Source organism: Hymenobacter sp. 15J16-1T3B, from assembly GCF_020711235.1.
GTDB lineage: Bacteria > Bacteroidota > Bacteroidia > Cytophagales > Hymenobacteraceae > Solirubrum.
Map to the genome: position 1 here is coordinate 49,811 of NZ_JAJFAV010000004.1, position 18,536 is coordinate 68,346.

At 65.8% G+C, this 18,536-nt stretch carries 15 protein-coding genes; 11 read left to right on the top strand and 4 right to left on the bottom strand.

The window, feature by feature from the left end; genetic code table 11:
• Positions 1–22 precede the first annotated feature (22 nt).
• Together poxB and LJ737_RS08280 are read left to right on the top strand one after the other, a co-directional pair.
• Positions 23–1,750: a ubiquinone-dependent pyruvate dehydrogenase gene (gene poxB, locus LJ737_RS08275; protein WP_227764563.1), complete on the top strand. Its 1,728-nt coding sequence runs from the start codon at positions 23–25 to the stop codon at positions 1,748–1,750.
• 350 nt (positions 1,751–2,100) lie between these two features.
• Entirely contained in the window at positions 2,101–2,988 is an 888-nt protein-coding gene (locus LJ737_RS08280; protein ID WP_227764566.1) for a transglutaminase-like domain-containing protein, read from the top strand.
• Here LJ737_RS08280 and LJ737_RS08285 read toward each other — a convergent pair.
• From LJ737_RS08285 to LJ737_RS08295, 3 genes are all read right to left on the bottom strand, one after another.
• A complete protein-coding gene (locus tag LJ737_RS08285; RefSeq protein ID WP_227764568.1) occupies positions 2,957–4,300 on the bottom strand; it encodes a hypothetical protein in 1,344 nt (447 codons plus the stop codon). The two genes, LJ737_RS08280 and LJ737_RS08285, sit on opposite strands and share 32 nt — an antisense overlap.
• A 207-nt stretch (positions 4,301–4,507) precedes the next feature.
• On the bottom strand, positions 4,508–5,113 hold the full coding sequence (locus LJ737_RS08290) for a redoxin domain-containing protein (RefSeq protein WP_227764569.1): 606 nt from the start codon (positions 5,111–5,113) through the stop codon (positions 4,508–4,510).
• 15 nt (positions 5,114–5,128) lie between these two features.
• The gene (locus LJ737_RS08295) at positions 5,129–5,800 is read right to left on the bottom strand and encodes a 4'-phosphopantetheinyl transferase family protein (RefSeq protein WP_227764571.1); all 672 of its coding nucleotides are present in this window, start codon (positions 5,798–5,800) and stop codon (positions 5,129–5,131) included.
• A gap of 125 nt (positions 5,801–5,925) precedes the next feature.
• Here LJ737_RS08295 and LJ737_RS08300 point away from each other — a divergent pair, with 125 nt between their 5' ends.
• From LJ737_RS08300 to LJ737_RS08340, 9 genes are all read left to right on the top strand, one after another.
• Positions 5,926–6,858 (top strand): WD40 repeat domain-containing protein, encoded by a 933-nt coding sequence (locus LJ737_RS08300; protein WP_227764573.1) that lies wholly within the window; start codon positions 5,926–5,928, stop codon positions 6,856–6,858.
• A 106-nt stretch (positions 6,859–6,964) separates the two neighbouring features.
• Complete coding sequence (locus tag LJ737_RS08305; RefSeq protein WP_227764575.1) at positions 6,965–7,972, top strand: DivIVA domain-containing protein; 1,008 nt, start codon at positions 6,965–6,967, stop codon at positions 7,970–7,972.
• Positions 7,973–8,131: 159 nt separating this feature from the next.
• Entirely contained in the window at positions 8,132–8,503 is a 372-nt protein-coding gene (gene folB, locus LJ737_RS08310; RefSeq protein WP_227764576.1) for a dihydroneopterin aldolase, read from the top strand.
• A gap of 206 nt (positions 8,504–8,709) precedes the next feature.
• Positions 8,710–9,132, top strand: coding sequence for a BlaI/MecI/CopY family transcriptional regulator (locus tag LJ737_RS08315; RefSeq protein WP_227764578.1), 423 nt, complete (start codon positions 8,710–8,712; stop codon positions 9,130–9,132).
• On the top strand, positions 9,119–11,743 hold the full coding sequence (locus LJ737_RS08320; protein WP_227764581.1) for a M56 family metallopeptidase: 2,625 nt from the start codon (positions 9,119–9,121) through the stop codon (positions 11,741–11,743). The genes LJ737_RS08315 and LJ737_RS08320 overlap by 14 nt, the downstream gene beginning before the upstream one ends.
• Positions 11,744–11,956: 213 nt before the next feature.
• Positions 11,957–14,539 carry a DUF5916 domain-containing protein gene (locus LJ737_RS08325; protein ID WP_227764583.1) on the top strand — a complete coding sequence of 861 codons (2,583 nt, stop codon included), beginning with the start codon at positions 11,957–11,959 and terminating at the stop codon, positions 14,537–14,539.
• 79 nt (positions 14,540–14,618) lie between these two features.
• The gene (locus LJ737_RS08330; RefSeq protein ID WP_227764585.1) at positions 14,619–15,272 is read left to right on the top strand and encodes a hypothetical protein; all 654 of its coding nucleotides are present in this window, start codon (positions 14,619–14,621) and stop codon (positions 15,270–15,272) included.
• Entirely contained in the window at positions 15,272–15,661 is a 390-nt protein-coding gene (locus LJ737_RS08335; protein WP_227764586.1) for a VOC family protein, read from the top strand. Before LJ737_RS08330 ends, LJ737_RS08335 begins: the two co-directional genes overlap by 1 nt.
• 100 nt (positions 15,662–15,761) lie before the next feature.
• Positions 15,762–17,399: a carboxylesterase/lipase family protein gene (locus LJ737_RS08340; protein WP_227764588.1), complete on the top strand. Its 1,638-nt coding sequence runs from the start codon at positions 15,762–15,764 to the stop codon at positions 17,397–17,399.
• A gap of 122 nt (positions 17,400–17,521) precedes the next feature.
• Here the strand turns inward: LJ737_RS08340 and meaB are convergent, their stop codons facing one another.
• On the bottom strand, positions 17,522–18,496 hold the full coding sequence (gene meaB / locus LJ737_RS08345) for a methylmalonyl Co-A mutase-associated GTPase MeaB (RefSeq protein WP_227764590.1): 975 nt from the start codon (positions 18,494–18,496) through the stop codon (positions 17,522–17,524).
• Between the last annotated feature and the right edge of the window lie 40 nt (positions 18,497–18,536).

Below are 18,536 nucleotides of genomic sequence, written 5' to 3' on the forward strand. Positions count from 1 at the left end.
AGCTCCGCAACCCATCGAAGCTATGGCCAAAACCGTCTCCGAAATCATTGTCGATACCCTCATGGCGGCCGGCGTCACGCGCGTCTACGGCGTGGTGGGCGACTCGCTCAACGGCATTACCGACGTCATTCGCGCCCGCGAGGGCATCGAGTGGATTCACGTGCGCAACGAAGAGGCCGGCGCCTTTGCGGCCGGCGCCGAAGCCCACCTGACGGGCACGCTGGCCGTGTGCGCCGGCTCCTGCGGCCCCGGCAACACCCACCTCATCAACGGCCTCTACGACTGCCACCGCAGCCGCGTGCCCGTGCTGGCCATTGCCGCCCAAATTCCCAGCCCCGAAATCGGCACCGGCTACTTTCAGGAAACGCACCCCGAAACCACCTTCAAGGAGTGCAGCAGCTACTGCGAGCTGCTGAGCCAGCCCACCCAGGCCGTGCGCATGACCGAGGCAGCTGTGCAGCACGCGCTGGGCCAACGCGGGGTGGCCGTGCTCGTCGTGCCCGGCGACGTGAGCCACGAGAAGGTGCCCGACGCGCCCGCGCCGCGCCTGCCCGTGCTCGGCCGCCGCGCCGTGCTTCGCCCCGCCGATAAAGACCTGCAGGAAGCCGCCGCCCTGCTCAATTCGGCCGCCAGCGTCACCATCATGGCCGGGGCGGGCTGCGCCGAGGCCCACGCCGAGCTGCTGCAGGCGGCCGAAAAGCTCGGCGCGCCCGTGGTGCACGCCCTGCGCGGCAAGGAGTACGTGGAGCCCAACAACCCCTACGACGTGGGCCTTTCGGGTCTGCTCGGCTTTCATTCCGGCTACGAGGCCCTGATGAGCTGCGACGCGCTGCTCCTGCTCGGCACCGACTTTCCCTACGCGCAGTTTCTGCCCCAAGACGTGCGCGCGGTGCAGGTCGACATCCGGCCCGAGCACATCGGCCGGCGCACCCGGGTGGAAGTGGGCCTGGTGGGCGACGTGGCCGAAACCCTGCGCCTGCTCTTGCCTCAGCTGACGCCGAAAACCGACCGCCGCCACCTGGAAAAAGCTCTCGACAACTACCGCCAGTCCCGCCAGAACCTCGACGAGTTGGCCACCGGGGAGCCCGGCGACACCAGCCTGCACCCGCAGTACCTCACCCGCCTGCTCGACGAGCAAGCCGCGCCCGACGCCATTTTCACCTGCGACGTGGGCACGCCCACCGTGTGGGCCGCCCGCTACCTGCGCATGAACGGGCAGCGCCGCCTCATCGGCTCCTTCAACCACGGCAGCATGGCCAATGCCCTGTCCCAGGCCATCGGTGCCCAGCTCACCCGGCCCGGCCAGCAGGTCGTGGCCCTCTGCGGCGACGGGGGGCTGGCCATGCTGCTGGGCGAGTTGCTGACTTTGCGCCAGTTGCGGCTGCCAGTGAAAATTGTGGTGTACAACAACGCCAGCTTGGCCTTTGTGGAGCTGGAAATGAAAGCCGCCGGCTACCTGCAGTACGGCACCGAGCTGGACAACCCCAACTTCGCCGCCTTGGCCGAGGCCGCCGGCCTGCACGGCATCCGCGTGACGGACCCCGGCCAACTGCCCTCGGCCCTCGACGGCTTCTTGAGCCACCCCGGCCCGGCCCTGCTCGACGTGGTGGTCAAGCGTAGCGAACTGTCGATGCCACCCACCATTGCGGCCGAGCAAGTGAAGGGGTTCAGCCTCTACGCGCTCAAAGCCATCATGAACGGCCGCGGGGACGAGCTGCTGGAACTGGCCAAAACGAATTTATTGCGGTAGTTGGTAATCGGGGCGGGCCGACCTGTTGCTCGGCAACGGGGACCGGAAGCCGGGGTAGCCAAGGCCTGCATCGGCGCCCATTAGCGCCGCTACGTATGCCCGCGCAGTGGGCTACGGGGCTGTGTTGCTGGGTGCTGATGCCCGAGAGCAGCAAGTTCTAGACCTTCTGTCTCCCTTGATTCGTTGCGCGCTGCGCGGCCAGGGCAAATTCGCAGCGCGCAATGAACATTCGCGTCCGGCAATACTGTTAAAACCCTTTCGCCGGCTGAGGCCAAACCGCGCCGGATGCTTTTATTTGTGCTTTACCGCCCCGGAGTTGCTGCCCGGCGGCGGCCCTGTTTACGCGCTCCATGACCAACAAAGAACTGAAAGCCCTCATCTCGCTGCTCGACGACGCCGAAATCCGGCCGCAAATCGAGGAGCGTATCCACGAGCTGGGCGAAAGTGTGATTCCCTTCCTGGAAGAAGCCTGGGAGGAAAGCCTCGACCCGGCGCAGCAGCAGCGCCTGGAGGAGCTGATTCACAACTTGCAGTTCAGCGGGCTGCAGGAGCGCCTGCGCGTGTGGCGCGACTCGGGCGGCGAAAACCTGCTGGAGGGTATGTGGCTCATCAACAGCTACCAGTACCCCGACGCCGACCTGCAGGCCCTGAACCGCGCCATCGAGCAGTTGCGCTACGAGGCGTGGACGCTGATGTCGCCCGATATGGGGGCCATCGACCAGGTGCGGGCCCTGAACCACGTGCTCTTCAAGGTGCACCGCTTCGCGGCCAACACCCAGAACTTTCACGCCCCGGCCAACTCCATGCTGCACCTGGTGCTCGAAACGCGCCGCGGCAACCCGCTCACACTCTGCGTGATTTACCTGCTGGTGGCCCAGCGCCTGAAGCTGCCGGTGTATGGCGTGAACCTGCCCAACCTCTTCATTCTCACCTACCGGCCCGACGAGGCGCTGAGCCAGCCGTTTTACATCAACTGCTACAACCGCGGCCTCATCCTCACCCGCACCGACATCGAGCACTACGTGGCCCAGCTAAACCTGCCGGCCAACGACATCTTCTTTGAGCCCTGCTCGCACCTCGACATTGTGCGTCGCGCCCTGCGCAACCTCGCCGTGAGCTTCGAGAAGATGCAGGAGCCCGAGAAAGCCGCCGAAGTGAGCCGCCTGCTCGCCATCCTGACGGGTGAAGAAACCCCGGCCGCTACCTCTAGCGAAGAAGGCGAACCGGACGAGGAGTAAGCCGAATGCGCCGGCGTTTTGGCGCTGCCGGGGGAGGCGCTACATCGGCCGTGGCCAGAGCGGCCGGCATGAGCTTGGCCAGTGCCAGCAGCGGCAGCGACATAAAAATGACTAGCGTCACCAAGTAGCTGTAAGGCACCTGCACGAAGGCGTAAAATGTGGCCAGGTAAACCTTCAGCACCACCAGCGCGAAAAGGCGGTAGTCCAGCGCCGGGCGGTAACGAAACCAGTAGACGGCCGCTGCCAACACTACCAGCAGGCAACTACCCGCCTGCACCAACCGAATTAGCTCGATGCGGTGGAGCAGCGTGCCCGGCGCATACTGATAGAAATACGCTGCGAAGCCCAGGCCCTGGTAGAGCGGCCATGGCTGCTGGGTGCCGGGTAGGAGCTGTTGCCAGTCGCTTTGGGCGGCTCGGAGGTAGGTTTGTTGGCCTAGCGCCAAGGCTTGCCAGTCGTGGCTCAGGAACGGCAGCACATACAGCAGCAGCACGCCAAGCGCTACGCCGGCCGATAGCCGAAGGGCCGAGGTGCGGCCTTCCTGTTGCCAGATCAGGGCCAGCCACAGCGGCACCCACAGCACCAGGGAAAAACGGGATAGAAGGCAAAGCACCAACGGTGCGGCTCGTTGCCAAGAACTACGGCGGTACAGGCTGGCCGCCAAGCATAGGTAATATCCTATGATCAAGCTTTCCACCGAATAGCCAAACAAGCCCACATCCATTTTCAGTACGCCCTGCAGCATCACGAAGGGCAGAACGAGTTTGAGTAGTAACTCCGCCCACCGGCTAGGCTGCTTCACAACGGGCCAGCAGTAGAAAACCAGCAGGGCTACGGCCAGCACGCCCGCCGCCAGCCAGCGGTAATCGAAGCCCAGCACCTCGGGCACGACGAACGGAAGCCAGAGGGCGGGTAGGTAAGTCGGGTACAGCGTGTAGCCCAGCTCGGTGAAGTAGCTGTAGACGGGTTGACCGTGCAGGAGCCGCTCGACGTAGATGTTGATGGACGGAATAACATCCGACGCACTAACGACGAGCGGGCTACGAGCGAAAACACGCGCCAGCCGGGGAATGAACGCTCCCAAGGCTAGCAGCGGCACCACCAGCAGGAACCGGCGCGTGGTTCGCGTTGAAGCCGCGCCGTACCAACCGGTTTGCTGGTAACTACGGGTGGCGAACAAGGCCACCAGCCACGAAGCGAGGTAGAACAGCACCGGCGAGAGGTACGGTCCCGCGCAGTTACGCCAAAAGGTGAGCAACAAGAACTCCAGCACCACAGCCAGTAGCAAAGCCCACCCCCAATAAGCACGCATACAGTAACGATAGTAGAGCGGGAGAAACCCGCAACGGAACTTTTCGAAGCCACACGGCTAGCTCAACGGTGTAAAAATGAGGCGTCCCTGCTGGCGAAACACGTGGAAGAGTTTCGCAAACAGGGACGCCACGCACCTCGCTTCGCCGGCAACTGCCGGGCAACTTCGAGCGGGCTGCCCGCAGCGGGTACGAAGCGGAGAAGCCGCCTAGTTCTTCTTAATCAAGCAGCCCGAGGCGCGTTTCTCCGACACTGCGGCCGCTTGGCCGGCCAGCACCGCGTCGAGGGCGTTTTTCAGGTAGTGGTCCTTGGCGTAAGCCTCCATCTGCGGGTTGTCGTCGATGGCGCCGCGGTAGCGCACGGTGAAGCCGCCGCTGCCGGGCTGCAGCACCACGACTTCCGGTGTTTTGGTGACGCCGAGCAGGGCAACGGTTTTCAGGCCTTCGTCGGTGAGGTAGGCTACGTCGGCACCGCTGGTCTTCACCTTCAGCTTGTCGGTGTCGAGGGTTTCGGCGGTTTGCTCCAGGTTAATGGGCGCCGTCACGAACAAGAATTCCACGCCGCGGCCGGCGTAGGCGCTGGTCAGCTCGGTGAGGCGGCCTTGGTAGAGGCGGGAAAAAGGGCAGGCGGCGTTGGAAAACACCACCACCACGGCCTTGCGGCCGCTGAGGGAGCTGAGCGTGAGGGCCGAGTTGTCGGCGCGCTTCAGGGTGAAGTCGGAAATAACGGCGGTCTGGGCGCGGGCCGAGGTGACGACCACGGTAGCGGTGAGCAGCAGCGCGGCGGCCAGCAGAGAAAGACGGCGAAAAGACATATGAGAAGCTGAAAATCAGCGGGAAAGATCGGGGGAAAAAGTCCAGGTGAGCACGCAGCCCGCGGAAAGCTGCTCGTAGCCGAGCCGGTGGCGCGAAGGAGCTTCGTCGGGCGGGAGCAGGTGGCCGGTGAGCGTGCCGGTGGTGTCCAACGCGAAGGGCTCCAGCTGAATGTGCTCCTTGAAGAGCAGACGGCGGCGGCTGTAGAGCTTGTAGAGCGTTTCCTTGGCGCTCCAGTAAAGGCTGTGTTTTACATCATCCAGACCAGCATCGGTCAACTCCTGATCCGACAAAAATTTGCGGGCGAGCTGCCGGGCTTTGGGCCGTACTAGTTCAACATCTATGCCAACGCGCCCGCGTGCCGTCAGCAGCGCCGCCGCCCACTCGCCGGAATGGGAAAGCGACACGCCGAAATCGGGCTGCCCGGCGACGAACGGCTGGCCCGTGGCCGCATCGTTGCGAATCTGGGCCGGCGCGTCGGTCAACTCGCGCAGCAGGGTGTGGGCCAGGGCCCGGCCGGCCAGCCACTGCCGCGGGCGCTGCGGGTCGCGGCCGGCGGGCAGCAGCGCGGCGTAGTCGGCGGGCGCAGGCAGCTGGGTGAGCAGCGCCTCGGCGGGCTCGGTCAGGTGCCAGATGCCCAGCAGGGTAGGGGTGGCGGCGGGCAGGGAGGTAATGCTGTGCAGCGGCACGACAACGGAAGCTAGCGGAAAGCCGAAGGAAGCGAATTTCGCGGCAACGGCCGGTTGGGCCGCCCGCCGGCCGTACTTTCGCGCTGCCGTTGGCCGGGGTGGCCCGGCCGTTCCCCCGAGCTTCCATGACCGCAGCGCCTCGCCCGCAAGTACACAAGCTGGCTGCTCTTACCGGGCACCGCGACTGCGTGTACGCCCTGAGCGGCCACGCCGCCGACCCCGTTTTCTACTCCGCCGGCGCCGACGGGCTGGTGGTGGCTTGGAACGTGGACGCGCCCGAGCAGGATGGGCAACTGGTAGCCCGCGTCGAAAATTCGGTGTACACCCTGCACTACGAGGCGGCGCAGCAGCAGCTCATCATCGGCCACAATTACCAGGGCGTGCAGGTCATCGATCTGCGCGACAAATCCCTGCGCCACGCCACCGCGCTGCCGCCGCTGGCCATTTTCGACTTCGCCTATTCCGCGCCGCGGCAGCGCCTGTACGTGGCCCTCGGCGACGGCACGCTGGCCGTGCTGCGCACCAGTGATTTTGGCCTCGAACGACTCGTGCGCGTGGCCGACAAAAGCCTGCGCTGCCTGAGCCTGCACGAGGGCCGCGGCGAGCTGGCCGTGGGCAGCTCCGACCACCGCCTGCGCGTGCTCGACGCCGATTCGCTGGAAACCAAGCACACGCTCACGGACGCCACCAATTCCGTGTTTACCTGCGCCTACAGCCCCGACGGCCAACGCCTCTACGCCGCCGGCCGCGACGCTCACCTGCGTGCCTACGCCGCCGACCAGGGCTACGCCGAAGCGCTGACGGTGGTGGCCCATATGTACGCCGTCAATCACCTCTGCTTCAGCCCCGACGGCCGCCTGCTGGCCACCGGCAGCATGGACAAGAGCATTAAGCTCTGGGATGCCGCCTCGGGCCGGCTGCTGCGGGTGGTCGACCGGGCGCGGCACGCGGGGCACGGCACCTCGGTGAACCGCCTGTTTTGGTCGGGGCGGCAGAATCGGCTAGTTTCGTGTAGCGACGACCGAAGCCTGGCCGTGTGGCAAGTCAGTACGGAGTAGTTGGGGGCGGGCAGCGAAGTGAGAGTCGGTGAGTTAGCCCCAACGGCGGCCCGCACTGCTTTCCGCCACGCGCCCTACCGGGCACTCAATACGCAATTCCTAGATCATGAAAATAACCGCCCTCGATATCCGGCAGAAAACCTTTGAACGCGCCTTCCGCGGCGTCGACAAGGACGAAGTAGATGGATTTCTGCTCACGCTCTCGCAGCAGTGGGAGCGGATGACCGACGAAAACCGCGAGTTGCGCCGGCAGCTCGACCAGGCCCAGCAGGACGTGCAGCGCATGCGCGAGGTGGAAACGTCGCTCTACCGCACCCTCAAAACCGCCGAGGACACGAGCACCAGCATCGTCGACCAAGCCCAGAAAAGTGCCGAGCTGAAGCTGCGCGAGGCCCAGATGGAAGCGGAGCGCCTGCTGGCCGAAGCCCGGCAGAAGGCCCGCACCGTGGTGGAAGACGCCTACCGCCAGGCCGAAAAAACCGTGGCCGATATGCAGCGCGAGGTGCAGGGCCTGGGCCAGGACCACCAGCGCCTCGAAAACGTGTACGACGGCTTGGTGCGCGACTTGCAGCAGCTGGCCGGGGCCGTGCAGGAAAAAGCCTCCAAGGCGCAGCAGCGGCAGCGCACGGCGGTAGGCGCTATCCTTTCTCGGGCGGCCAGCGTAAAGGTAACCCGTGAGGAACCCGCCTCGCCTGCAACCGAACCCGCCATGTACGTGCCCGCTCCTTCCGCTTCTTCCGCCGCTGCTATTCCCGCTACCGCGCCCGTCGCGGGCGGCGGCTTCGGCGCCGATGCACCCCGCTCCATCGGCTTCGAGCCCAACGGCCCGCAGCCCGGCAAGCAGCCCCAGCCCGGTGCCCCCTCGCACCCCGAAATCAGTCCGCGCGAGCCGTATGAAAACCCGGGCGTGGCCGAGCCCGGCCGCATTCACCAGCCCGAGCCGGCCACCGTGCCCAATCCCGTGGAGCCGCGCATCGAGCCCACCCAGCCGGACATTCAGCCGGTGGGGCCGCCTTCGCCCGAAATTGCCCCGCAACCCTCGCCGCACCCCGGCTTTGCCGCCGCGCCGGCCGTAGCCGCCGAAACCGAGAAGTCGTTCTTCGACGAAATCTAACGCCGCAACTGACAAAGCATCCGCGGGTGCTGCCCACCTCAAGCCTGCCCTCCGGGGCGGGCTTTTTTGCGTTCCTTTACCGGCCGGGAGTGGCTGCTTACGAACCGGCCCTAGGCAGGCGGCTCCGCTCTCGGTTGTACCACCTCACCATTTCTCCGCATGGGTCAGATTGCACTGGAAGGCCTGGAATTCTTCGCGTTTCACGGCTACTACGACGAGGAGCAGAAAATTGGCAACAAGTACGGCGTGGACCTGCGCGTGCGCACCAACCTCTACCGCGCCGGCAGCACCGACCACCTGTCCGAGACGGTAAACTACGAAGTGCTCTACCGCGTGGTGGCCGAGGAAATGCAGGCCCCGGCCCGGCTCCTGGAGCACCTCGCGCACCGCATCATCGACCGCGTCATGCACGAGTTCGGGCACGTACGTTGGGCCGAGGTCAGCGTGTCGAAGTTCAACCCGCCGGTGGGCGGCATCTGCCAGCGCGCCCGCGTCACGCTCAAGCGCAAGCGGCCCCAGCCGGCGCTGTAGGCCGTTAAAAACGCTTGTGCGGCCGGGTTGGGCCTGGTTAGGCATTGTGAATCAACGAAAAAGCTGCATGGATATGCAGCTTTTTCTATGTCTAATGCGTCCGTTGGAACGGTATTAACGAAATATTTCGTAGCAAAAGCTTGCTTTCTACGATGTGTTTCGTACATATTTGCTACGAAGCCATTCGTAACGGCTTGCTTACCCCGATGACGAAGAAAAACATACCGCGCCCGACGGAATCGGAGCTGGAAATTCTGCAGGTGCTCTGGCAGCACGGCCCGAGCACGGTGCGCCTCGTCAACGACGAGCTGAGCAAGCGCCGCGACGTGGGCTACACCACCACCCTGAAGCTGCTGCAGCTGATGCACGAGAAGGGCATCGTGACGCGCGACGACTCGAGCCGCACCCACGTGTACCGCCCGGCCCTGCGCGAGCAGGAAACCCAGGGGCAGCTCATCGACCGGCTGCTGGAAGCGGCCTTCGGCGGCTCGGCCCTAAAGCTGGTGCAGCAGGCGCTGGGCAACCGCCGCACCACCCGCGAGGAGCTGGACCAGATCCGGGACCTGCTCGACAACATCGACCCGCACGCTACCCCATCCGCAACCGACACCCCCGATGAACTGGCTTGAAACCCTGTTGACGCCCGCGCTGGTGCGCGCCGTCGGCTACACCATTCTGCACTCGTTGTGGCAGGGGGCCGTGGTGGCCCTGGCCCTGGGCGGGCTGATGCTGGTCTTGCGTCGGCACTCGGCGCAGGTGCGCTACCGCGTCACGGCTGCGGCCCTCGGGCTAGTGCTGCTGCTGGCGCTGGTCACCTTCGTGCGCTATTACTCCACCGCCCTGCCGACGAGCCCGGTAGCCGCCGCGGCCGCGCCCACGGTGCTGCCCGCCGCCGCTGAGGTGTCCGCAGTTGCCAGCGACGCTGCGGTGACACCCGAAGGGCCGCTGAGCACCAAGACCGTGCTGCGCTACGTGGAGCACAATCTGCCGCTGCTCGTTACCGTCTGGCTGCTGGGCCTGCTCACGATGACGCTACGCCTGCTCGGCGGGCTGGCCTACGTGCAGCGCCTGCGCCACTACGGTACCCGGCCGCTGGGCATGCTCTGGCAGACGCGCCTAAACAACCTCGCCGAGCGCGCCGGCCTCGATAAGCCCGTGCAGCTGCTGGAGTCGTCCTTGGTGCGCGTACCAGTGGTGGTGGGCCACCTCAAACCGCTGATTCTGCTTCCGATGGGCGCCGTGGCCGGCCTCGCGCCGGCCCAGCTGGAAGCCATTCTGGCCCACGAGCTGGCCCACGTGGTGCGCCGCGACTACCTCATCAACCTGCTGCAGTCGGTGGCCGAAATCCTGCTGTTTTACCACCCGGCCGTGTGGTTCCTGACCGCCACGCTGCGCTCGGAGCGCGAAAACTGCTGCGATGACGTGGCGGCCTCGCTCTGCGGCGACCCGCTGGTGCTGGCCCGCGCCCTGGCCGCGCTGGCCGAGCTGGGCTTGGAACGCGCCGTGGCACCGCGCCTGAGCATGGCCGCTACCGGCCCGCGGGGCTCGTTGCTGGGCCGCGTGCGCCGACTGGTGCAGGGCCGCACCGCGCCTACGTTCACCGAAGGCTTCATGGCGGCCTGCGTGGTGATGGTGGGGCTGCTGCTGCTCTCGTTTACGGCCGCCGCCGCCCTAGCCAACCCGCGCTTCGCCGAAGCCCCGCGCCTGCTGCGCAACACCGTGCTGCGGCCCTTTATCCGCGAGGTCATCAAACCCGAAGAAGTGTGCGCCGAGGTGCCCGAAGCCTGGGAAATATCGACGCGGCCGGAGCAGGTGGTGCAAACCACGACTACTGCCACCACCACGACTACGACGAGCGACGATGACGACCCCAAGCGCAAGCACAAGCGCAAAGGCAGCAGCCAGGTAGTGGTCGTCGACGGGGCCGGGCGCCGCGGCGAGCCGGGCACGGTTATCATCGAGAAGGACAAGAAGGGCCGCGTAACCGATATGTACGTGAACGGCCAGCGCGTCGACGCCGCCTCGGCCGATGGCGGCAAGGAGAAAGACAAGGACAAAGGCAGCCGCACCCAGGTTATCCGCGTGCCCGCGAACGGGCAGACTTACACCTACGTAGGGCCTGGCGACTACAAATTCAACTACAACTTCGACCAGAAATTCAACAGCGCCGAGTTTAAGCAGCAGATGAGAAAGCTGCAGCTGGACCTGCGCCAGCTGGAAAAGCTCAACAGCCAGAACTACACCCTTAGCTACGGCGGTAACGACTGGATGCAGGTGCAGCGCGAGGCCCTGGCCTCGGCCGAAAAGTCGCTGGCCAAAGCCCGCCTCGACCGCGACCTGAGCGAGGAAGAGCGGGAGAAAATCGAGGAAGCCCTCGACAACATCCGCGACCAGCGCAACGACCTGCGCGAGCGGACCCGTGAACACGCCGAGGCCCAGCGCGAGCACGCCGAAGCCATGCGCGAAGCCCAACGCGACCGGGAAGAAGCCCAGCGCGACGTTGAAAACGCCCGCCGCGACGAGATTAACCGCCAGCGCGACGAGCTGCGCGCCGAACGCGACCGGGCCCGCGCCGAGCGCGACCGGGTGCGGGCCGAGCGCGACGCCCGCATCCGCGCCGCCGAAGAGGCCATGATCGACGCGATGGTGAAGGACGGCGTCGTCAAGGACCGTAACGCCTTCCAGCTGACCATGACCGCCCGCGAGCTGACGGTGGACGGCCAGAAGCAGTCCGACGCGGTGGCTGCCAAGTACCGCAAGCTGTACGAAGACGGTACGGGACGCACCATCGGCGAAGCGGGGAAAATCACGATGACCCACAACGGCAACAACATCACCCACATGATATCCGGCAACTTCAGCTCGGATAACTATTGGGTGGCCCCTGAGCCCCCGCTGCCCCCGGCGCCCCCCGCCGCGCCGGGAGCCGCGCCGGCCGCGCCCCGCACCTGGCGCGCCGTGCCGCCGGTGCCCCCCGTAGCTCCGCGGGCCCCTCGGGCGCCGCGCGCCCCGCTGGCGCCCCGCACCACCACCGTCAACGGCGTGAACCTGACCGACCAGCTGCGCCAGGACGGGCTGATCGGGGCCACCGACCGCAGCTACCAGTTCCGCCTCAACGGCTCGGAAATGGTGGTGAATGGCAAAAAGCAGTCGGCTGACACGGCCGCCAAATACCGCAAGCTGATGGGTGGTGCCAAGGGCGAGAAAGTAAACATGAACATCACCATCAACGCCGACTAACCCCATTTTCAGCGTCTGCAGCCGGCCAACACGCCAGCTGCTCTATACCACCGCGGGCCGGCCGGGAATTGTTCCTTGCCGGCCCGCAGTGCGTCTGGCCGGGTAGCACATTTCCGGGCCGGCTGCAGCACAAAACAAATTCCGGAGCCGCCAAGCAACGATTAGGTGGGCGGCTTCATCTATCGCGCACTCCTTTCTCCCGCCGTATTCCAAATGTTACCCCGCGCCCTTCTTTTTCTGCTGCTGAGTCTGCTGTTGAGCTGGCAGGCCAGTGCTCAAACGCCCAAAGACGGCACTGGCTCCGCCACGCCGGCCCCCAAAAAGCACCTGCAGGCCGTGCGCATCACCGGCGGCATTAAGCTCGACGGCGTGCTCGACGAAGCCGCCTGGCAACAGGCATCCATTGCCACCGACTTCATCCAGAACCGGCCCAATCCCGGCCCGCTGGAAAAGCACAAAACCGAAGTGCGCGTGCTCTACGACGACGTGAGCATCTACATCGGGGCCCTGATGCACGACGTGAGCCAGGATTCCATCATGCGCGAGTTGGCGGCCCGCGACAACTTCGGCAACTCCGACTTCATCGGCGTGTTTTTCGATACCTACCAGGACAAGCTCAACGGCTACGGTTTTTTCGTGACCACCGGCGGGGTGCAGATGGACGCGCGCTACTCGCCCGCGGGCGGCGAGGATTTCAACTGGAACGCGGTGTGGGACTCGCGCACCAGCATGCAGGGCACTGACTGGGTGGCCGAAATCCGGATTCCGTACTCGGCCATTCGTTTCGCCAACCAGCCCGAGCAGCACTGGGGCCTGCAGCTGATGCGCCGCCGCAAGCGCGACAACCAGGACTTCTTCTGGAACGAGGTAAAGCCCGCCGTCGACGGCTTCGTGAACCAGTGGGGCACCTTGGAGGGCGTGCGCGACATCAAGCCGCCGCTGCGCCTCTCGCTCACGCCCTACGTGTCGGGCTACGTGAACCACTACCCCTTCGACGAGCAGGGCAAGCGCAACACCTCGACCTCGTTCAACGGCGGGGCCGACGTGAAGTGGGGCATCAACGAGAGCTTCACCCTGGACGCAACGCTGGTGCCGGACTTCGGGCAGGTGCAAAGCGACAACCAAGTGCTGAACCTCTCGCCCTTCGAAGTGCAATTCGCCGAAAATCGGCAGTTTTTCACCGAAGGCACTGAGCTGTTCAACAAAGGCGGCCTGTTTTACTCCCGCCGCGTGGGCGCCCAGCCCATCGGCTTCGGCGACGTGAGCGGGCAGCTGCGCAAGGGCTACCGCGACGCCGAAGGGCGGCGCATTGCGGGCGAGTACGTGGTGCAGAACCCGGGCGTGACGCAGCTGCTGAACGCCACCAAGGTCTCGGGCCGTACCAAGAACGGGCTGGGCGTGGGCGTGTTCAACGCCCTCTCGGGCGACGTGTACGCCACCTTGCAGGACAGCACCTCCGGAGAGCGGCGCAAGGTTCTCACGCAGCCGTTTTCGAACTACAACATCGTGGTGCTCGACCAGTCGCTGAAAAACAACTCGTACGTCTCACTGATCAACACCAACGTGACGCGCTGGGGACAGACCTACGACGCGAACGTGACCGGCGGCCTGTTCCGCTTCGCGAACAAGAAGAACTCCTACGCCGTCGACGGGCGCGTGGTGTACTCGCGGCGGCGCGGCACGGTGTTCGGCTCCGAGGACCTGATTGACGACCGGGACGGCTACAAGTACCGGGTGAGCGTGGGCAAAATCAGCGGCGCCTTCACCTGGAACCTCTCGCACGGCATCGAATCGGGCACCTACAACCCGAACGATTTGGGCATCCTGTTCGGCAACAACAACATCTCCCAGGAGCTGTACATGAGCTACAACAAGTACAAGCCCTTCTGGAAGGTCAACAACTTTTACTCCTGGTGGGGCGTGGCCCACTCGCTGCTCTACGAGCCCACGCAGTACCAGAACCTGAACGTGTACGGCGGCTGGAACACCACCTTTACCAAGCTGTTTCTGACCACCGGCATGAACTTCGACGCCAACCCCGTGACGCGCGACTACTACGAGCCGCGGCAGTACCCGCTGGGCAAATACTGGGTGCGCGTGCCGGCCAACGCCAACGTGGGCGGCTTCATTTCTTCCGACTACCGCAAGAAGCTGGCCCTGGACCTGAACGCGGGCGTGCGCCTCTACCAGGCCGACGGCCGCCTGCCGCGCCCGCGCCGCGCCGGCTACGGCATGGGCTTTTCGCCGCGCTACCGGGTGAACAACCGCCTGAACTTCCGCTACAGCCTCGACTGGAACTACTCGCACAACCAGATCGGCTACGTCAACGGCGGCATGAGCGACGCGGAGCCGCTCGACCAGCCCTTCCTCAACGACGTGGTGCTGGGCCGCCGCGACGTGGTGACCGTGTCGAATGTGCTGCAGGCGGCGTACACGTTTACCAACCGCATGTCCCTGACCATCCGCACGCGCCACTACACCAGCAATGTGCACTACCGCGATTTTGCCCGCCTCACGCCCGGCGGCGACGAGGAGCTGGTGGACTACCGCCGCAACCGCGACAATACCTACAACGCCTTCAACGTGGACGCGGTGTACTCCTGGTGGTTTGCGCCTGGTTCGCAGGTAAGCATTGTGTGGAAAAACGCCGGGAGCAACTTCCTGGAAGCCAACCAGGCCACGCCGCTGTACTTCGATAACCTCTCGAACACCATCAACACGCCGCACAACAACTCGCTGTCGGTCAAAATCCTCTACTACCTCGACTACCTGGCCCTGCGGCCGCGGCGCAGCTAGGTGCCGGATTTGTTGGGCTGTGGTCGTATGTTGCGGGGTAGGCCGGTTGGACTGCCCCGCAACGTTTTTTTACCACCCGATGAATCGCCGAGTCGTTGCGTTATTGAGTTTGCTGCTCGTCGTCGGCTGTGAGCCAAAGCGGCCGCCGGCCGCGCCGCCCCATCTCGGCCCCGCCGCGTCACGGCCTGGTACGCCGGCGTCGGACAGGCCCCGAACCACTACCGACACGGCCGGACCGAGCAACCCGGCCGAACAGCTGCGGCTGATCCACGTCCGCGTCGGGCAGCTGAAAGGGGTGCGGCGTTGGCAAAAGGTGCTCAAACGCGAACTGCACAACTCCACCGACGGCGGCGAGGCGGCTTACTACTACCAGAAGGGGCGCCTTGCCAAAATCGAGGCCCGCAACTACGGCGAAACGGGGCGGCAGCTGGCCGAGTACTACCTGTGGCCGGATGGGCAGCTGGCTTTCGTATTCGAAACAGACTACGAATACAACCAGCCCTACTACCAGGACTCTGCCTGGGTACGGGAAATGGGCGGTGGTGAACGGTTCGATTTCGCCAAGTCACGCATCAAAAAGACGCGCAGCTACTTTGTGCAGAACCAGCTGATGCCGCTGCCGACCGACCCGGCGCGCAGCACCTCGGAAGCCGTTAAGCGTCGGGCTGCCGAACAAAAGCGCCTGCGGGCGGATTTAACGGACCTACTGCATACGCTCAACGCTCCGAACTAATGGCCCAACACCTCGGCAACCTCACCCTGCTCGTCCGCGACTACGACGAAGCCATCCGCTACTACGTCGACGTGCTCGGCTTTGAACTGCTCGAAGACACCGACCGCGGCGAGGGTAAACGCTGGGTGCGCGTAGCGCCGGCCGGTGCGGGCAGTCCCGCGCTGCTGCTGGCCCAGGCGGCCACCGACGAGCAGCGCGCCCACATCGGCAACCAGGCCGGCGGCCGCGTGTTCCTCTTCCTCAACACCGACGACTTCGCCGGCGACTACGCCCGCTACCGGGCCGCGGGCGTGCAATTTCTGGAGGAGCCGCGCCACGAGGAGTACGGCTCGGTGGTCGTCTTTGCCGACCTCTACGGCAACAAGTGGGACCTGCTGCAGCTGAAGTAGCTCGGGCCGCGGGGTTTGCCGCGCGAACCAACGCTGTGGCTGATCGGGCATAAGCGGCGCAGCACCGTGCGTATCTTTTCACCGGCTTACCGCTCCGTCCATGAAGTCAGTATTGCTGTTGCTACTGCTCACCGTGCCGTTTGCGGCCTTGAGCCAGACCAAGAAAACACCCGCCGAGAAACTGGCCGCTAACCAAGTGCGCGTAGCCAGCGGCGTACTCGAAGGCAGCGCGTTGGCCGGCGGTGTTCGGGTGTTTCGGGGCGTGCCCTTCGCCGCGCCGCCGGTGGGAGCATTGCGCTGGCAGCCCCCGCAACCGGTGCAGCCGTGGCCAGGCGTGCGGGCCGCTACCGCGTTTGCCGCCCGGCCCATGCAGCAGCCCGTGTTTGGCGACATGAACTTCCGTTCCCCGGCCGGCAGCGAGGACTGCCTGTACCTGAACGTGTGGACGCCCGCGGCCGCGGCCCGGGAGCGGCGGCCGGTGCTGGTGTATTTCTACGGCGGCGGGTTCATCGCCGGCGACGCCTCCGAGCCGCGCTACGACGGCGAAGCCATGGCCCGGCGCGGCATTGTGGCCGTAACGGTAAACTACCGCTTGGGCGTGTTCGGCTTCCTGGCCCACCCTGAGTTAAGCCAGGAATCGGGCCGGCACGCTTCGGGCAACTACGGCCTGCTCGACCAAAACGCCGCCCTGCGCTGGGTGCAGCAGAACATTGCCGCCTTCGGCGGCGACCCGCAGCAAGTCAGCATTGCCGGCGAGTCGGCCGGGGCTATGTCGGTGAGCGGGCAGATGGCTTCGCCCTTGTCGAAAGGCTTGTTTCGGCGTGCCATCGGCGAAAGTGGCTCGTTGCTGAATTCCAGCTTGGGCCTGACCTCCCTGACCGCGGCCGAGCAAACGGGCGCCGGTTTCGCGGCCCGGCTCAACGCTCCTTCACTGGCCGCTTTGCGCGCCTTGCCCGCCGAGCAGCTGCTGGCCGCCGCCGGGCAGCCCGACGCCCCGCGCTTCGCGCCCATCGTCGACGGCTATTTTCTGCCGCAGGCGGCCGCCGCCATATTCGCGGCGGGGCAGCAGGCGCGGGTGCCGCTGCTGCTAGGCTGGAACTCCGAGGAAATGAATGCCGGCTGGCTGTTGGGCAAGCAGCCCGTCACGCCCGAAACCTACCAGCAAGCCGTGCAAAAGCGCTTTGGCGACCGGGCCGCTGAGGTGCTGAAGCTCTACCCGGGTGCCACTGCCGCCCAGGCCGAGCAGTCGGCTACCGACCTGGCCGGCGACTTGTTTATTGCCTACAGCACCTGGAAGTGGGCCGATGCGCACGCGCGCACCGGTGGGCAGCCGGTATACCGCTACCTTTTCGCCCGCCCGCGCCCGGCCATGACGCCGGCCATGGGCAACGCCACCGCGGGCCTGGCCGGCGGCGTGGTCAAAGCCGACCCCGCCGCGCCCAAGCCGCCCGTTGCCCGCGGGGCGGTGCACTCCGCCGAAATCGAATATGCCCTCGGCAACCTGGCCACCAACACCGTCTACGCCTGGACGCCAGACGACTACAAGGTGTCGGACGTGATGCAGCGCTACTTCGCCAACTTCATCAAAACCGGCAACCCCAACGGCGGCCGCTTGCCCACCTGGCCCGTCGCCCCAGCCGCCGCGCCTCAGCAGCTGCGCCTCGACGTGACCACCCAGGCCGAAGCGGCCCCGCACGAAGCCCGCTATCGGCTCCTTGACGAGCTGCTGAAGAAGTAGACCGGCGCCGCGTGCGTCGTTGCGCGAACTGCCATGTCACGCATTCGGAGCGGTTGTCGTTGATAGGCAACCCACGCTTGTCGTTCCCGGATGCGCGACCTGAAAGCCCGCGCTACTGGCTGCTACAGCCCCAGCAGTTCCGCCGCCGCCGCAAAGGCCGACTGCTCGCCGCGCATCACGCGCTGCTGCAGCTCCGGCAGGCGGGCTGCTATGTCGGGGCGGGCGTAAAACCGCTCTTCCAGCGCCTCGCGGATGCTTTGCTGCAGCCACTGCAGGTTTTGCTCCTGGCGCCGCCGCTCGAAGAAGCCGTTGCCGCGCGTCAGCTCCAGGTAGCGGCCGATTTCCTCCCACACGCCCGGCACGCCCGCGCCCGAAAGGGCCGAGCAGGTGCGCGCCACCGGGGCCCAGCCCGAGGCCGCGTGCGGAAATAGCCGCAGCGCCGACTGGTACTCCACCCGTGCCCGTTTGGCGGCCAGTTCGTTGCCCGAGTCGGCCTTGGTGATGACCACCGCGTCGGCCATTTCCATGATGCCGCGCTTGACGCCCTGCAGCTCGTCGCCGGCCCCGGCCAGCATCAGCAGCAGGAAGAAATCGACCATGCCGTGCACGGCGGTTTCGCTCTGGCCCACGCCCACGGTTTCCACGAAGATGACGTCGAAGCCCGCCGCCTCGCACAGGAGCAGGGCTTCGCGGGTAGCGCGGGCCACGCCGCCCAAGGAGCGGCCGGCGGGGGAGGGGCGGATAAACGCCTGCGGGTGCGCCGCCAGCTGGTTCATGCGGGTTTTGTCGCCCAGGATGCTGCCGCCGCTGCGCTGACTAGTGGGGTCCACGGCCAGCACGGCCAGGCGGTGGCCCTGCTCCACCAAATGCACGCCGAGGGCTTCGATAAAGGTACTTTTGCCCACGCCGGGCACGCCGGTGATGCCCACGCGCACCGAGCGGCCGGTGCTAGGCAACACGGCGGCCAGCACCCACTGGGCCAGCTCCTGGTCGGCGGGCAGGGTGCTTTCGACGAGGGTAATGGCGCGGCTGAGCACGAGCCGGTCGTGGGCGAGCAGGCCCTGAATGTACTGGTCGGCGGTGAGGCGTTTGGGCAAGGCGAGCGGGTAATAGGCCGATTTTCAGCGGCTACTCATC

Excerpts from the sequence above, each read along its gene's own strand:
- poxB (WP_227764563.1), top strand. The coding sequence starts at position 23 with ATGGCCAAAACCGTCTCCGAAATCATTGTCGATACCCTCATGGCGGCC.
- LJ737_RS08315 (WP_227764578.1), top strand. The coding sequence starts at position 8,710 with ATGACGAAGAAAAACATACCGCGCCCGACGGAATCGGAGCTGGAAATT.
- LJ737_RS08305 (WP_227764575.1), top strand. The coding sequence starts at position 6,965 with ATGAAAATAACCGCCCTCGATATCCGGCAGAAAACCTTTGAACGCGCC.
- LJ737_RS08300 (WP_227764573.1), top strand. The coding sequence starts at position 5,926 with ATGACCGCAGCGCCTCGCCCGCAAGTACACAAGCTGGCTGCTCTTACC.
- LJ737_RS08340 (WP_227764588.1), top strand. The coding sequence starts at position 15,762 with ATGAAGTCAGTATTGCTGTTGCTACTGCTCACCGTGCCGTTTGCGGCC.
- folB (WP_227764576.1), top strand. The coding sequence starts at position 8,132 with ATGGGTCAGATTGCACTGGAAGGCCTGGAATTCTTCGCGTTTCACGGC.
- LJ737_RS08280 (WP_227764566.1), top strand. The coding sequence starts at position 2,101 with ATGACCAACAAAGAACTGAAAGCCCTCATCTCGCTGCTCGACGACGCC.
- LJ737_RS08290 (WP_227764569.1), bottom strand. The coding sequence starts at position 5,113 with ATGTCTTTTCGCCGTCTTTCTCTGCTGGCCGCCGCGCTGCTGCTCACC.
- LJ737_RS08325 (WP_227764583.1), top strand. The coding sequence starts at position 11,957 with ATGTTACCCCGCGCCCTTCTTTTTCTGCTGCTGAGTCTGCTGTTGAGC.
- LJ737_RS08320 (WP_227764581.1), top strand. The coding sequence starts at position 9,119 with ATGAACTGGCTTGAAACCCTGTTGACGCCCGCGCTGGTGCGCGCCGTC.
- LJ737_RS08285 (WP_227764568.1), bottom strand. The coding sequence starts at position 4,300 with ATGCGTGCTTATTGGGGGTGGGCTTTGCTACTGGCTGTGGTGCTGGAG.
- LJ737_RS08330 (WP_227764585.1), top strand. The coding sequence starts at position 14,619 with ATGAATCGCCGAGTCGTTGCGTTATTGAGTTTGCTGCTCGTCGTCGGC.
- LJ737_RS08335 (WP_227764586.1), top strand. The coding sequence starts at position 15,272 with ATGGCCCAACACCTCGGCAACCTCACCCTGCTCGTCCGCGACTACGAC.